Source organism: Amycolatopsis pittospori, from assembly GCF_013870525.1.
GTDB lineage: Bacteria > Actinomycetota > Actinomycetes > Mycobacteriales > Pseudonocardiaceae > Amycolatopsis > Amycolatopsis pittospori.
Genome location: NZ_JACBXD010000025.1, coordinates 70,736 through 83,978 on the forward strand (window position 1 = coordinate 70,736; position 13,243 = coordinate 83,978).

The window sequence follows — 13,243 nt, forward strand, 5'->3', positions numbered from 1 at the left end:
AGGTCATTGTGGGTAACCCCCTGGTCGCCGAGGTCAAGGACTCGACAAAGGCGTACACCGGCTCCTCACTGCTGGAATCGGCGTTCGATCTGAAGTCGGCCATCGAAAGCGGCGACTGGGCCTCGGTGGCGCTGGGCGCGGTCGGAACCGCGCTCGACGCGCTGTCGATGGCCATGGACCCCTTCGGCGCGATCCTCGCGAACGGCGTCGGCTGGCTGATGGAACACGTCGGCCCGCTGAAAGAGGCGCTCGACGCGCTCACCGGCAACGCCGACGAGATCACCGCGAATTCCGAGACCTGGAAGAACGTCGCGGGCGAACTCGGCGAGGTGGGCGCGGATCTGGCCGGTATGGTCTCCGCCGACCTGCAGAGCTGGACCGGCGTCGCGGCCGACGCCTACCGGGAGCGGGCCAAGGACACGGTCACGCTCCTGGACGCGGCGAAAGCGGGCTGCGAGGGCGCTTCCAGCGGGGTCAAGACGGCGGGTGAGGTCGTCGCCGCCGTCCGTGCGCTGGTGCGCGACATCATCGCCGAGCTGATCGGGCATATGATCAGCTGGGCGTTGCAGGTGCTGTTCACCCTGGGCATCGGGCTGACCTGGGTGGTCCCGCAGGTGGTCAACGCGGTGGCGAAGACCGCGAGCAAGATCGCGAACCTGACGAAGAAGACGGTCAAGGCACTCCAGGCGCTGATGCCGCTGCTGAAGCGCGCGGACGACCTGTTCGCCGACGCGGCGAAGGCGATGAAGAAGCTGCAGCCGGGCAAGGGTGCGCCGGCGCCGAAGCCGAACAAGCTGGACGAAGGCACGACGCCCAAGAGCAGCCCCGACGGCGGTGGCACGTCGCCGTCCGGTTCCCCGCCGCCGAAATCCGATCCGCCGCCGCCCCCGAAGTCGGATCCGCCTCCCCCGCCGAAGAACGACACCCCGGACGGTTCGACCACGCCGTCCGGTTCACCGCCTCCGCCGACGCGGGATCGGGGCGGTCCGCCCGCCCCGGACAACCGGATCAAGGACAAGAACACCGATCCGGCGGGCAGCAGCACCCCGATCACCAAACGGCCCGACTGCGGCGACCCGATCGACGTCGCCACCGGCTGGATGATGCTGACGCAGGACGACGTCGAATTCGCCGGTGTGCTACCGCTTTCCGTTTCCCGCACGCATCTTTCGTCGTACCGGCTCGGCCGGTTCTTCGGTGACTCGTGGGCGTCCACCGTGGACCAGCGGATCGAGGTCGAAGCCGACGGTCTCCATCTCGCTCTCGCCGACGGGTCGCTGCTGACCTATCCGGTCCCGATGTCCGACGCGCCCGTTCTCCCGGCGCTGGGCCCCAGGCTCCCGCTGTCCCGTGTGGACGACGGTTACGTGGTGTCCACTTCGGACACCGTACTTTTCTTCTCCGGCAACGGGGACACGCTTCCCCTGCAGGAGATCGCCGATGGCGACGGCAACCGGATCGTCCTGCACTACGACGACAACGGCGTCCCGCGCGAACTCGAGCACTCCTCGGGCTACCGGCTCCTCATCGAGTCGGACAACGGCCTGATCACCGCGCTTCGCCTGCCCGGCGCGGAAAACGCGCTCCGGACCTACCGCTACGACGAGCGACGCCGTCTGGTGGAGGTCGCCGACCCCACCGGGACACCGCTGCGGTTCACCTACGACGCCGAAGGCCGCATCGTGCGGTGGGAGGACGTCAACGGGCGCTGGTACCGGTACGGCTTCGACGCCGCCGGCCGCGTCGTGCGCGCTCAGGGCACAGACGGTTTCCTCGACGTCGCCATCGACTACGACCGGGAGAACCTGGTCACCACGGTGACGGACTCACTCGGGCACCTCACCCGCTACCAGCTCGATGAGCTGCAACGCGTCATCGCCGTCACGAACCCCCTGGGCGCCACCACGCGCTACGAACTCGACCGGTTCGGGAGCCTGCTCAGCCGCACCGACCCGCTGGGCCGCACGACGCGCTGGGAACTCGACGAGGCGGGCAACGTCCTCGCCGTCACCCAGCCGGACGGCAGCCGCGCGATCGCCGAATACGACGCGCGGAACCGGCCGATCGCCCGCGTCGGCCCGGACGGCGCGCTCTGGCGACACGAGTACGACGAACGCGGAAAGCTCGTCCGCACCACGGATCCGACCGGGGCGAGCACCACCTACGGTTACGACGAGGCGGGCAACGTCGCCGTCGTGACCGACCCGCTCGGCGGGGTCACGCTGATCGAGTCCGACACCGCCGGGCTCCCGGTCTCCATCACCGACCCGCTGGGCGCGACCACGCGGTACACCTACGACGAACTCGGCCGGACGACGTCGGTCACCGACCCGCTCGGCGGCGTGACGCGGACGGCGTGGGACGGCTTCGGCGAACTCCGCGAACGGATCGAGCCCGACGGCGCGGTCTGGCGCTGGAACCGCACGGCGGAAGGGAATTCGGACGAATCCGTGGACGCCCGCGGGCATACGGTGCGCACCGAGTACTCGAACTTCGACCTGCCGACCGCCGAGATCGGCCCCGACGGCGATCGACTGTCCTCTGTGTACGACACCGAACTGCGGCTCGTCTCGGTCACCAACGAGCAGGGACTCTCCTGGCGCTACGACTACGATCCCGCCGGGAACCTGATCGGCGAGACCGACTTCAACGGCCGCACCGTCCGCTACGGCTACGACGCCGCCGGACAGATGGTGTTGCGCAGCAACAGCCTCGGCCAGACGGTCGCCTACGAACGCGACGCGCTCGGCCGGATCGTCACCCGCCGTTCCGGTGACGACGTCGCCGTGTTCACCTACGACGCGGCCGACCGGATGACCTCCGCGCGCAACGCGCATTCCGAGGTCACCTTCACTTACGACGCCGCGGGCCGGATCGTCGCGGAGTCCCTGAACGGCCGCGTCGTGCGGTCGGAGTACGACGCCAACGGCCGCCGCGTCGCGCGCCGGACGCCGTCGGGCGCGGAGTCGTTCTTCACCTACGACGCCGTCGACCATCCGATCGCGCTCCGGACAGCGGGACGGACACTCCGCTTCGAGTACGACCCGGCCGGCCGCGAAGTGCTGCGGCGCCTCGAAGGCACGCCGGTGGAGGTGCGGCAGGCCTGGGACGCCGCGGACCGGATGACGTCGCAGATCGTTTCGGGCGGCCGGGGCGTGGTGCAGCGCCGCGAGTACGGCTACCTGCGGGACGGGCTCGTCTCGTCGATCGTGGACCTGCTGTCCGGACCGCGCGCGATGCACGTCGACAGCGCGGGCCGCGTCGTCGACGTCCAAGGACAGGGCTGGCGCGAGAACTACGGTTACAACCTCGCGGGCGCGATCGTGCGGGCCGGCTGGCCGGGCGCGGATCCCGCCGTCGGACCGCGGCGCTACCAGGGCACCCTGGTGACGGGCGCCGGTTCGACGTCCTACCTGCACGACAGCGAGGGCAGGACGGTCGCGCGGCGGAAACTCGGCCAGGACTGGTCCTACCAGTGGAACGCCGACGACCGGCTCACCGGCGTCGTCACCCCCGACGGCGAGCGCTGGGTGTACCGCTACGACGCGCTCGGGCGGCGGATCTCCAAGCAGCACATCGACACGCAAGGCCGCGTCGTCGACCAGACCGACTTCACCTGGGACGGCACGGAACTCGCCGAGGAGAACCGCGGCGGCGTCGCCGTCGTCTGGGACTGGGAGCCGGGCGCGGACCGGCCGATCACGCAGACCGAACGGATCCCCGGCCAGGACGCTCGCTTCCACGCCATCGTCACGGATCTCGTGGGCTCTCCGAGTGAACTGCTCGACGACGCCGGGAACGTGGCCTGGCATCTGCACACGACGTTGTGGGGCAAGGTGCTTTCCCCACCGGGGCAGGCGTACACGCCACTGCGGTTCCCGGGGCAGTATCACGACCTGGAGACCGGGCTGCACTACAACTTCCACCGCTACTACGACCCGGACACCGGACGGTACCTCTCGCACGACCCGCTCGGCCTCGAACCGGCGTCGGACTCGCTGGCCTACGTCGGCAACCCGACCGAGTTCGTCGACCCGCTCGGACTCGCGCCGGTGGCGCCCTGTGGCAAGAAGGGCGGAGGCGGCGGCCGCAAGAAGAAGTCCCCGAGCAACAACGGGATCACCAAGCCCAAGCCGACGCCCGGGCCGAAGAAACCCAAGCAGCCCAAGCAGTCCTACGCCGACGGTACGCACGGCGCGAAGAAACGCGAGCAGGATCGGCTCACGAAGAAGTACGACAACGACCTCAAGGCCGATGGCAAGGACAAGGTCAGCGGCGACACACACCAGTCGGAGCACCCGATCGGCTACGAGGTGCTCGGACGCGGCAGTGGCGACGGACGCGGTACCGGCAACCAGCAGAAGAACCTGGAGAACCACGCCTGGGCCTACCAGGAGGATCTGGCCTCCCACCGGGCGCATATCGGCACCGGCACGAGCAGTCGTACGGCCGATTCCGGGTTCACCGCGCAGTCGTACCGGGACTCCCAGCGCAACGCGATGGAGGCGGGCGACCCGAACACGGCGATCCAGCTGAACCAGCTCGACTACGGGCACCAGAAGGAGTTCAAGGACTCCAAGGGTTCCGTGGGCGGCGACATCGCCGACGACTCGTACCACAACATGGTCGACAAGGCGAAGGACAACGGGAAGGGCCTGGACTACGCGACCGGCCCCGACAAGAACTCGTCCACGCCGCCGCTGTCCAGCCACGACGCCAAGGAACTCCACGCCGCCCGCGACGCCGCACGGACCGGCGACTGGCCGACGCAGAAGTCGTACGACGACGAACTCAAGGACATGCACGACAAGTACCCGGAACCCAGCCAGGCCGACCGGGACAAGTACCAGACCGGCGAAGGCGGCTGGGGCGACCTGGACTACGGCAAGACGAAGGACCCCGACGCGATGGACGTCGACTGACGCCCTCCTCCCCCGCGTTTAGTCCTCTGGATGCGGTAGATGCACACGCAACTACCGCGTTCAGAGGACTAAACGCGGCGGGTCAGGCGGCGGCTAGGGAGACGACGCGGTTCCGGCCGTTGTTCTTCGCCTGGTAGAGCGCGGAGTCGGCGACGTGCAACAGCCGCTCCAGGACCATCCCGCCCTTCGGGTAGACGGCGACGCCGATGGAGACCGAAAGGCCTCGCACGATCCGCGGTCCGGCGGCCGCCGGGACCTCGACCTCGATCGCCATCACCGCCCGCCGGACCCGTTCGGCCACCGGGATCACCTCTTTCTCGGTCGCCCCGGGCAGCAGCACGACGAACTCTTCGCCGCCGAAGCGGCCGACGGAGTCGTAGTCGCGGACATGCTGGGAGATCGTCGTCGCGACGACCTTGAGCACGGCGTCGCCCGCGAGATGGCCGTAGACGTCGTTGACCTGCTTGAAGTGGTCGAGGTCGAGCATCAGCACGCCGAGCGTGCTCTTCTCCCGGGCCGCCGACGTCAGTTCCCGCTCGCCCAGCAGATGCCACGCGTGCGCGTTGAGCACGCCGGTCTTGCCGTCGATGTTCGCCGCGATCTCCAGCTGCCGCACCAGCACACTGCGGTGCAGCACCAGCACGGGCAGCAGGACGAACGGGACGAGCGCGGGCGCGTGCACGACACCCAGCGCGGTCGAGGTCCCGAGCACCAGGGTCGTGACCTCCAGGAGATTGTCGTCGCTGGTACCGAACAGGGACCGCAACGACCGGCCGCCGGTGTGCAGATAGACCGAGAGCGCCACGATGACCGCGTTGGCCGCGGTGAAGACGGCGGCCGCCTCGACGATCCGAAGCGACCCGGTGAAGCCGACCGGAAGGCCGTTCCAGCCGGTGACGATGGCCCCCGAGGCCAGGCAGGAGAGCACGATCGCGGCGGCGCAGTAGACGACGCGGTACGCGGGACGGTGACTCATCCCGCGCCATACCCGGAGCCAAAGGTGCAGGTAGACGAGCAAGCCGAGGGTGACGGCGAGCCCCGGCGGCAGAACGAGCACCCCCGCGAACGTCCACACCGAAGTCATGTTGATGTGGGGGCGGTCACAAATACTGCGCCGCAGTCGTTCCACCGAACGCGAAAGCTCGGCCTGCAGGAAAGCGAGGCCGAGCAGTGATCCAAATCGGACGAATTCCGTAGTCTCGTAGTTCGATCGGAGCAAGGCCATTACGGCGACCGCCGCCGCGAGTCCTTCCACGATAAGAAAAACCGCAGGTACGCCACGTGGTCCGGACCATAATTCCCAGCGTCCGATCCAGGCTCTCAGACGCGTACCGGCCCCTTCTCCGGCGAGTTCCACATCCCCCATAATCATCGTCACCGGTCCCCCTTCCGTACATATTTCAATGTATCCGAGGTAGTACTGAGGGTGGCCCGAGTCAATTCCGGAACACACAGATGGAGCAGTGGGAGGGAGGACCATCATGAACGGTCGCGAGGACTGATCCCACCAATTCAGCCGGTTCGGCTCCCGGCCGGGAGCCACACATCGGGCCCGGTGGCGACGGCGCGTTTCCATGCCATCGCCATCGGGCCCGCCGAGGCGAGGGCGACCACCGCGGCCACTCCGACGGCCACGAACGGACCAGTCAACTGGGCCAATCCACCCGCCAGCATGATCCCGATTCCTTGCACCGTCACCAAACTCGTCGAGGTCAGGCCCATCACCTGCGCCCGGACCCCGTCCGGGACGACGCGGGCCATCAAGGCGACGGCCTGCAGGTGGTACGGCGCCGCGCAGGCCCCGCTGAGCCCGATCAGCACGAGGCAGACCGGAAGCGAAGGGCGAAAGAAGACAAAGACCAAGGGTACGACGGATGCAATTGCGAGAATGCCGACGATACGCGTTTTCCGCCGCGCCGGAACCCATTTCGTGAAGATCCACGATCCTATTACCGAACCCACTGGATCCGCCGCGAGAATGAGCCCGACCGCGAAACTCCCCGCCCCGAGTTCGCCGGCGAGCGGCGCCGCGAGCCCTTCCGGCGCGATGGCGAACCCGGCGAGCATCTTCAAACCGAACAACACCCGGATCCCTTTGCCCCGCCACAGTTCCCGGGCACCTTCGCCACTGAAAGCCCGTGCCACCCGGCTTTTCACGGAGGATTCCGTGACCGCGGGAGCGCGTCGACGGACCCCTGTGGACACCAGTAACGCCGAGACCACAAAGGTCACCGCGTCGATCACGAGTCCCCAGTAGGGCGTCACGAGCCCGATCACCAGGCCGCCACCGCCGAAACCGGCCAGCTGTGCCGTTTGGATGGTGATCGTGCGGACCGCGAGCCCGGCGACATACCGCTCGCCTTCGAGGACGTCCGGCAGCAACGCGAGTTGCGCCGCCCGGAACGGACCGCCCGCCATCGTCAGGATCACCAGCAATGCGGCCAAAACGAGCAGCGGCATACCCGGAACGGCCATCAGTGCCGCGATCGCCGCGCGCAGCAGATCGCAGACGATCATCACCGTCCGCCGCGAATACCGATCGGCCAGCCCGGCGAACAGTGTGCCGCCGATCAGCGTCGGCAGATACGTCAGGCCGTAGGTCAGCCCGGTCAGTCCCGCCGACGCCGTTCTTTCCCAGACCAGCACCGAAAGCGCAACCCTGGCCAGCTGGTCACCGGCCTGCGAAAGCGCCTCGGCCGCCCATAACGCACGGAACTCGCCGACCGCGAAAGCGGCCTTGAACGCGGTGCCCCGAGCGGAATCCCCCTTTTCCATGAGCCCCTCCCCTTGGCTCACGGTAATGGATCAGTTCCGCTCTGTCAGCGGCCATCCGGCCCACGACGGCAAGCGGTGTCCATTGTGGAGGGACAGACTCAGCGGCCGGTGGAGCCGTACCCCATCATCCCCTGGGCGATCCGCGCCGCCATCGAACTCGCGACGGCGGGATCCATCAGACTCCGGAAGTCTTCCGCCATCTCTTCCTGAGCGTCGCTGTCGGACCGCGGCTGCTCCGGCGCCTTGGTCTCGGCGGGCATCGCGACGACCTGTTCCTTGGCGGGTTTCTTCTTGGTCGTCGCGGGCGCCTTCGGCTTCACGGTGACCGGGACATAGACGGTCACCGGGGCGGCCTGCGGCACCGGCTGGACGGCGGGCGTCTGAGGCGCCACCGGCTGCTGGGTGGACACCGCGGGCAGCGGTTGCTCGGGCAGGGCGTCGACCGACGCCGGGACCGAGTACGTGCCGGCGAACCAGCCGATCGCGAGCAGCGCCACCCCGGCACCGCCGACGAGCCAGGACCTGGCGCGGCGGTGGATGACGACGGCCTTGGGCCGAAGGTCCTTGTCGACGACCGGTTCGCAGACCGGCTCCCGGATCGGCATCGGCTCGGGTTCGTGCTCGTTTTCCGGACTGCGCCGCCGTTTCGGCAGACTCGCCGCGATGATTCCGGTGCGGTCCAGCAACTCGGCAGTCTCGACGGGCACGCTGAACGCGGCCTCGGTCGACGTACGGCGCTGGGCGGCGCGCGGCATGGGGACCTCCGGAAGGGGAATCACGAACGTGAGCATTGTGGTGCATTTCCGACGCCGCCGTAAGTAACGCACCCCGATCGAGTTATCCCAAGCCGTCCGGACCACGGAGGGTTACTCCGTTCAGAGGTCACTCATTTCTTGACCGCCCGCATGCCCAACCGCCCCAGAAGTGCGAGGGGACGCTGGTAAAAGGAGCCGAGCACGCGGGGAATCGCGTCGATGACGTAGGCGTCGGCACCGATCAGGATGCGCGGTGTCCCCCGTTCGATACCACGCACGATGGTCTGCGCGGCCTTCTCCGGCGTCGTCCTCGCGATCTTGTCGAATCCGTGCGCCGCCTTGCCCATGTCCTGCTCGGCCCCGCCACGCGCGTCACGGGCGATATTCGTCTTGATGCCGCCGGGATGTACGCAGCTGACCTTGACCGGATGCCGCGCGATCAGCATTTCCTGGCGCAGGGCCTCGGTGAAACCACGCACAGCGAATTTCGCCGCGTTGTAAGCACTCTGCGTAGGCACGCCGATGAAGCCGAAAACACTCGATACATTGACGATGTGCCCGTCACCGGAACCGATCACCTGTGGCAGGAACGCCTTCGTGCCGTTGACCACGCCGCCGAGGTTGATGCCCATCAGCCAGTCGTAGTCGTCCCAGGTCATTTCCTCGACCATCACGCCCAGTGCGACGCCGGCGTTGTTCACCACGAGGTCGGCACCGCCGAAATCAGTGGCGACCTCTTCGGCATGAGCGAGAACGGCGGCCCGGTCGGCTACGTCCAGTTCGTATGCTTTCGCCGTCGCGCCCGCTTTTTCACACAGAGCGACCGTTTCGGCGACACGGACGGCGTCGACGTCGGAAACCGCGAGCTTCGCCCCGCGTCCCGCCAATTCGACCGCCAGAGCCCGGCCGATTCCCGAGCCCGCGCCCGTGACCACCGCGACCTTGTCCGTGAACGACTTCATGCCCGCTCCCAACACCAGCCAGACCGTTACCCGAAGTAACACATACTACGGGTATCCGGACCACTCCGCTGTGAGCTTTCTGTGCGTTGATCGATTCGGGCTGTGCTCTCGCACCACTTATGGTGATCTGTAGCCAGGACAGCCGTGGACGAGCGAAAGGATGGCGATGCGCCGCGCCCTGCTGCTCGTGTTGTGCGTCTTGCTGGCCGGATGCTCCGCCGCGTCGGATCCGGCCGAAACCACCGACACCGGCGGGCCCCTCGAAGCGACGCCCGTCTCACCCCGGTACAACCCGGCGATCGGCGCGTTGTTCGTCGAGGGCACGCATTTCTGCACGGCCAGCGTCGTCCACAGTGGCCCTGGCGACCTCCTGCTCACCGCCGCGCATTGCCTTCACGACGGCGAAGGCGGCGAATACGCGACAGGGATTTCGTTCGCTCCCGGCTATCACGACGGCGTCGCGCCCTACGGCTATTGGGACGTTTCGGATCCACAGGTTCCCGAAGGCTGGGCCGATTCGTCCGATCCGGATCTGGATGTCGGATTCGCGACCGCGCATCAGGCGGGCAACACGAAGACGCTCGAAAGCGTCACCGGCGCCAACGCGCTGACGACCGGCGGCGGCTTCGCGCACCCGATCACCCTGACCGGCTATCCCGACGAACGGGAAGCCCCGGTCGTCTGCCACGGCACCAGCGCCCAGGCCGACACCTACCAGATGCGGGTCGACTGTCCCGGCTTCTCGACCGGCACCAGCGGCGGCCCGTGGGTGATCGACGCCGACCCGGCGACCGAACTCGGCACCGTCGTCGGCGTGATCGGCGGATACCTCTACGGCGGGGACGACCCGGACACGTCCTACAGCAGCTACTTCGACACCGACGTCGCCACCTTGTACCGGAAGATGGACTCCCGGGGATGATCTCCCCATGAGCATCCAAGACGTCCCGATCACCGGCGAGCCGATCCGCCTTGGCCAGTTCCTGAAACTGGCCAACCTGGCCGAAGACGGTTCGCACGCCAAAGACCTCCTCGACGCCGAAGAGGTCACGGTCAATGGCGAGGTGGAGGTCCGGCGCGGTCGTCAGCTGACGAACGGCGACGTCGTGGAAGTCGGCGGCGAGGGCGGCCGCGTCGTCCTGGCCTAGCGGCCCTGCAGCGGCGCCAGCCGCAACGCCTTCGCGAGTTCCGCGAGCTCCCGGTGCACCGGTTCGTTCAGGGGGACCCCCAGGGCCTGGCACTGTTCGAGGTACTGCGCCTCGCGCCAGCCGGGGTAGCGGACCGGGGTCCCGCCCTCCCAGCCGAGCAGGCTGCCGAACAACGCGCTCGCGGCCTTGTAGAAGCCGTCGGCACTGCGCAACGTCGTCGGCGCGATGGCCATCACCATGAGCCCGGTGTCGTGGTCGTGGTCGCCGACGCCGGACAGCACCCCGGCGAAGATCTCGACCAGCAGCGCGAAGCCGGCGACGGCGGCACTGTCGACGTCCGCCAGTGTGTCCAGGTCGAGGACGAATTCGGGGTACGCGCCGGCGGGGGCGGCCATGCCGAGCGGGTTCGCGGCCGTCCCGCGTTCCCCGCCCGCCGCCATGACCAGCCCGATCATGGTGTGCGGCAACGCCCTCGCGGCGTGGTGCCCGGCGCGGCCGAACGGTCCGACGCCGCGGACCGACATGAGCCCGACGCCGTACCGGCCGGCACGGGAGACCGCCCTGTCCATCGCGTCGCCGACGGCCCACAGGCCGGGCGCGCGGCGGTAGTCGATCAGCGCGGCGGCGCCGCGGTCGGCGATCATCAGCGGCTCGGCACGTGGCCGGACCATGCCGTTGACCAGCATCGGCAGATGCAGGCGGGTCAGTTCGGCGACCCCGGACTCGGGGGTTCCGGTGAGGTCGCCGTGGCACAACGCCTCGGCGGCCATGCGGGCGCGCGACCAAGGGAGGTCGTGCGCCGTGAAGACCTCGGTGACGAGGTCGATCAGCGCGTCGATCGGGACACGCTGCCAGACCTGTTCCGGTATCGGGGAAGGTTCGGCCGGTTCGGTGATCGGCTCGGCGGGGGCACGGCGGAGGGAGCGAGGTCTGAGGGGCACTCCGCCGAGAGTGCCTAAGCGCGTTTTTCGGCGTCAACGAAGCGGGGCAGCTTCTAACCGACTGTGTGATCGAAGCGCTCGGAAGCGTCGGTGTCCGGACGTACGATCGGGTCATGTGCCGGAACATCACCACGCTTCGAGGCCTGGAGCCGGCGGCGACGCCGGACGAGATCGAGGCCGCCGCCCGCCAGTACGTGCGCAAGGTGACCGGGGTGCAGAGCCTCTCGGACGCCACGCGCGAGCCGTTCGAGGCCGCCGTCGAGGAGATCACCGAGATCACCCGGCGACTGCTCTCCGAACTGCCCCCGCGCCGTCAGCCGCCGCCCACGGTGCCGCCGCTGCGCCGCCCGGAGGTCCAGGCGCGTATCGCAGCGAAGGCAGCGAAGAGCCAAGCGTCCTGAACCAAGCTCCGGCGGTTACGGTGAGCCGGTGACATACCCGCAGGACCCCTACGGTCAGCAGCAGCCTTACGGTCAGCCGTATCAGCAGCCCGGCTATGGGTACGGTCCGCCGATGGGGCAACTGCCACCCCAGGAGCAGGGGCTGGCGATCGCGGCGCTGATCGTGTCGATCGCCAGCCTGGTGATCTGCAGCGGCCTGCCGTCGCTGATCGGCGTCATCATGGGGCATATCGCGCACTCCAAGGCCAAACGCGGCGAAGCCGGTGGTCAGGGGATGGCGCTCGCGGCGATCATCATCGGCTACATCGGCGTCGCGATCGTCGTCGGTCTCACGCTGCTGGTCGTCATCATCGGCATCGCCACCGACTGGGACTTCGACTAGATCCGAAGCGTCTCAGGCAAAGGGCGTCGGATACCCTCGACAGCGGTAGCGTGTCCGAGCGGCCGAAGGAACATGTCTTGAAAACATGCGAGGGCTCTGTCCTCCGTGGGTTCGAATCCCACCGCTACCGCCAGTCTTGAGACCGCGTTCAGCCCCCGGCCGGATCACCGCCGGGGGTTTCGTGTCCGGCCGTGCGGCTCAGCTCCCGTCCGAGGCGACCGGCGGCAGCCGCGGGAGGCCGTCGATCTCCGACAGGTGGTCCAGCACCCGCCCGAAGGCCTGCCCCAGCACCTGCTGTTCCTCCGGGCTCAGCAGGTCGATCAGATGCTCGCGGACACCTTCGACGTGTGTCGGCGCCGCGCCCTTCAGCAGATCCGCCCCGCGTTCGGTCATCTCCGCGACGACACCGCGTTTGTCCGCCGGGTCGCGCGTGCGGCGGATGAGGCCCTCGGCCTCCAGCCGGACCATCTGGTGCGAAAGCCGGCTCTTGGTCGAGCCGAGCATGCTCGCCAGCTCCGTCATCCGCATCCGGTCGTCAGACTGGAGCGAGAGGCAGACCAGCACTTCGTAGTCGGCGAGCGTGACGTCGTGGCGCTCCGCGAGTTCGCGGTGCAGACGCTGTCGCAGGCGCATGGTGGCGACGATGTACGAGCGCCACGCGACCATTTCCGGCTCGGACAGCCAGCGCACTTCCCTCTGCTCCACCGCCATCCACGCAGCGTAGATCGTTGATCGCGTAAGGCGCATACCCACCGGTCACTTTTCGGGCGGTGAAAAAATCGAAGGAACATTCGCCCGAAGGAGGGTTACGAAAAGGTTGAGACTCGGCGAGAAAAGGCGCATTCTGCTTGTCAGCGGATGGTCGGGCAAGTATCGGGCGAACCGTCGGAGGATCGCCGGACCTGCTCCCAGCCGGGAAGGGTCAGGTGGTGGTATGGCGGGTGTTTCTCGCGGTTG

11 protein-coding genes and 1 tRNA gene are annotated in these 13,243 nt (G+C 68.2%); 6 read left to right on the forward strand and 6 right to left on the reverse strand.

Annotation, left to right across the window (positions count from 1 at the left end):
- Positions 1-8 precede the first annotated feature (8 nt).
- The gene (locus tag H5J31_RS16585) at positions 9-4,922 is read left to right on the forward strand and encodes an RHS repeat-associated core domain-containing protein (RefSeq protein WP_181773471.1); all 4,914 of its coding nucleotides are present in this window, start codon (positions 9-11) and stop codon (positions 4,920-4,922) included.
- A gap of 82 nt (positions 4,923-5,004) precedes the next feature.
- Here the strand turns inward: H5J31_RS16585 and H5J31_RS16590 are convergent, their stop codons facing one another.
- From H5J31_RS16590 to H5J31_RS16605, 4 genes are all read right to left on the reverse strand, one after another.
- A complete protein-coding gene (locus H5J31_RS16590) occupies positions 5,005-6,147 on the reverse strand; it encodes a GGDEF domain-containing protein (protein WP_236005132.1) in 1,143 nt (380 codons plus the stop codon).
- Between the two features lie 287 nt (positions 6,148-6,434).
- On the reverse strand, positions 6,435-7,697 hold the full coding sequence (locus H5J31_RS16595; RefSeq protein WP_181773472.1) for an MFS transporter: 1,263 nt from the start codon (positions 7,695-7,697) through the stop codon (positions 6,435-6,437).
- Between the two features lie 98 nt (positions 7,698-7,795).
- The gene (locus H5J31_RS16600; protein ID WP_236005133.1) at positions 7,796-8,452 is read right to left on the reverse strand and encodes a hypothetical protein; all 657 of its coding nucleotides are present in this window, start codon (positions 8,450-8,452) and stop codon (positions 7,796-7,798) included.
- 131 nt (positions 8,453-8,583) lie between these two features.
- Complete coding sequence (locus H5J31_RS16605) at positions 8,584-9,414, reverse strand: SDR family NAD(P)-dependent oxidoreductase (RefSeq protein ID WP_181773474.1); 831 nt, start codon at positions 9,412-9,414, stop codon at positions 8,584-8,586.
- Positions 9,415-9,580: 166 nt separating this feature from the next.
- Between H5J31_RS16605 and H5J31_RS16610 the strand changes: the two genes are divergently transcribed.
- Complete coding sequence (locus H5J31_RS16610; protein ID WP_181773506.1) at positions 9,581-10,336, forward strand: trypsin-like serine peptidase; 756 nt, start codon at positions 9,581-9,583, stop codon at positions 10,334-10,336.
- A 7-nt stretch (positions 10,337-10,343) separates the two neighbouring features.
- Positions 10,344-10,562 carry an RNA-binding S4 domain-containing protein gene (locus H5J31_RS16615; protein WP_181773475.1) on the forward strand — a complete coding sequence of 73 codons (219 nt, stop codon included), beginning with the start codon at positions 10,344-10,346 and terminating at the stop codon, positions 10,560-10,562.
- Here H5J31_RS16615 and H5J31_RS16620 read toward each other — a convergent pair.
- Entirely contained in the window at positions 10,559-11,503 is a 945-nt protein-coding gene (locus tag H5J31_RS16620; RefSeq protein WP_181773476.1) for an Ldh family oxidoreductase, read from the reverse strand. The two genes, H5J31_RS16615 and H5J31_RS16620, sit on opposite strands and share 4 nt — an antisense overlap.
- Positions 11,504-11,616: 113 nt before the next feature.
- Between H5J31_RS16620 and H5J31_RS16625 the strand changes: the two genes are divergently transcribed.
- The 3 genes from H5J31_RS16625 to H5J31_RS16635 all read left to right on the forward strand — a co-directional run bounded on the left by H5J31_RS16625 (position 11,617) and on the right by H5J31_RS16635 (position 12,419).
- Complete coding sequence (locus tag H5J31_RS16625) at positions 11,617-11,904, forward strand: DUF2277 domain-containing protein (protein WP_181773477.1); 288 nt, start codon at positions 11,617-11,619, stop codon at positions 11,902-11,904.
- Between the two features lie 28 nt (positions 11,905-11,932).
- Positions 11,933-12,286 carry a DUF4190 domain-containing protein gene (locus H5J31_RS16630; protein ID WP_181773478.1) on the forward strand — a complete coding sequence of 118 codons (354 nt, stop codon included), beginning with the start codon at positions 11,933-11,935 and terminating at the stop codon, positions 12,284-12,286.
- Positions 12,287-12,330: 44 nt separating this feature from the next.
- Positions 12,331-12,419 (forward strand) — tRNA-Ser (locus tag H5J31_RS16635).
- A 65-nt stretch (positions 12,420-12,484) separates the two neighbouring features.
- Here the strand turns inward: H5J31_RS16635 and H5J31_RS16640 are convergent.
- On the reverse strand, positions 12,485-12,997 hold the full coding sequence (locus H5J31_RS16640; RefSeq protein WP_181773479.1) for a MarR family winged helix-turn-helix transcriptional regulator: 513 nt from the start codon (positions 12,995-12,997) through the stop codon (positions 12,485-12,487).
- Positions 12,998-13,243: the final 246 nt, after the last annotated feature.

What these genes read in the sequence shown, in the direction of transcription:
- H5J31_RS16625 (WP_181773477.1), top strand. Translation starts at nt 11,617, where the DNA reads ATGTGCCGGAACATCACCACGCTTCGAGGCCTGGAGCCGGCGGCGACG.
- H5J31_RS16610 (WP_181773506.1), top strand. Translation starts at nt 9,581, where the DNA reads ATGCGCCGCGCCCTGCTGCTCGTGTTGTGCGTCTTGCTGGCCGGATGC.
- H5J31_RS16590 (WP_236005132.1), bottom strand. Translation starts at nt 6,147, where the DNA reads ATGGCCTTGCTCCGATCGAACTACGAGACTACGGAATTCGTCCGATTT.
- H5J31_RS16640 (WP_181773479.1), bottom strand. Translation starts at nt 12,997, where the DNA reads ATGGCGGTGGAGCAGAGGGAAGTGCGCTGGCTGTCCGAGCCGGAAATG.
- H5J31_RS16595 (WP_181773472.1), bottom strand. Translation starts at nt 7,697, where the DNA reads ATGGAAAAGGGGGATTCCGCTCGGGGCACCGCGTTCAAGGCCGCTTTC.
- H5J31_RS16600 (WP_236005133.1), bottom strand. Translation starts at nt 8,452, where the DNA reads ATGCCGCGCGCCGCCCAGCGCCGTACGTCGACCGAGGCCGCGTTCAGC.
- H5J31_RS16615 (WP_181773475.1), top strand. Translation starts at nt 10,344, where the DNA reads ATGAGCATCCAAGACGTCCCGATCACCGGCGAGCCGATCCGCCTTGGC.
- H5J31_RS16605 (WP_181773474.1), bottom strand. Translation starts at nt 9,414, where the DNA reads ATGAAGTCGTTCACGGACAAGGTCGCGGTGGTCACGGGCGCGGGCTCG.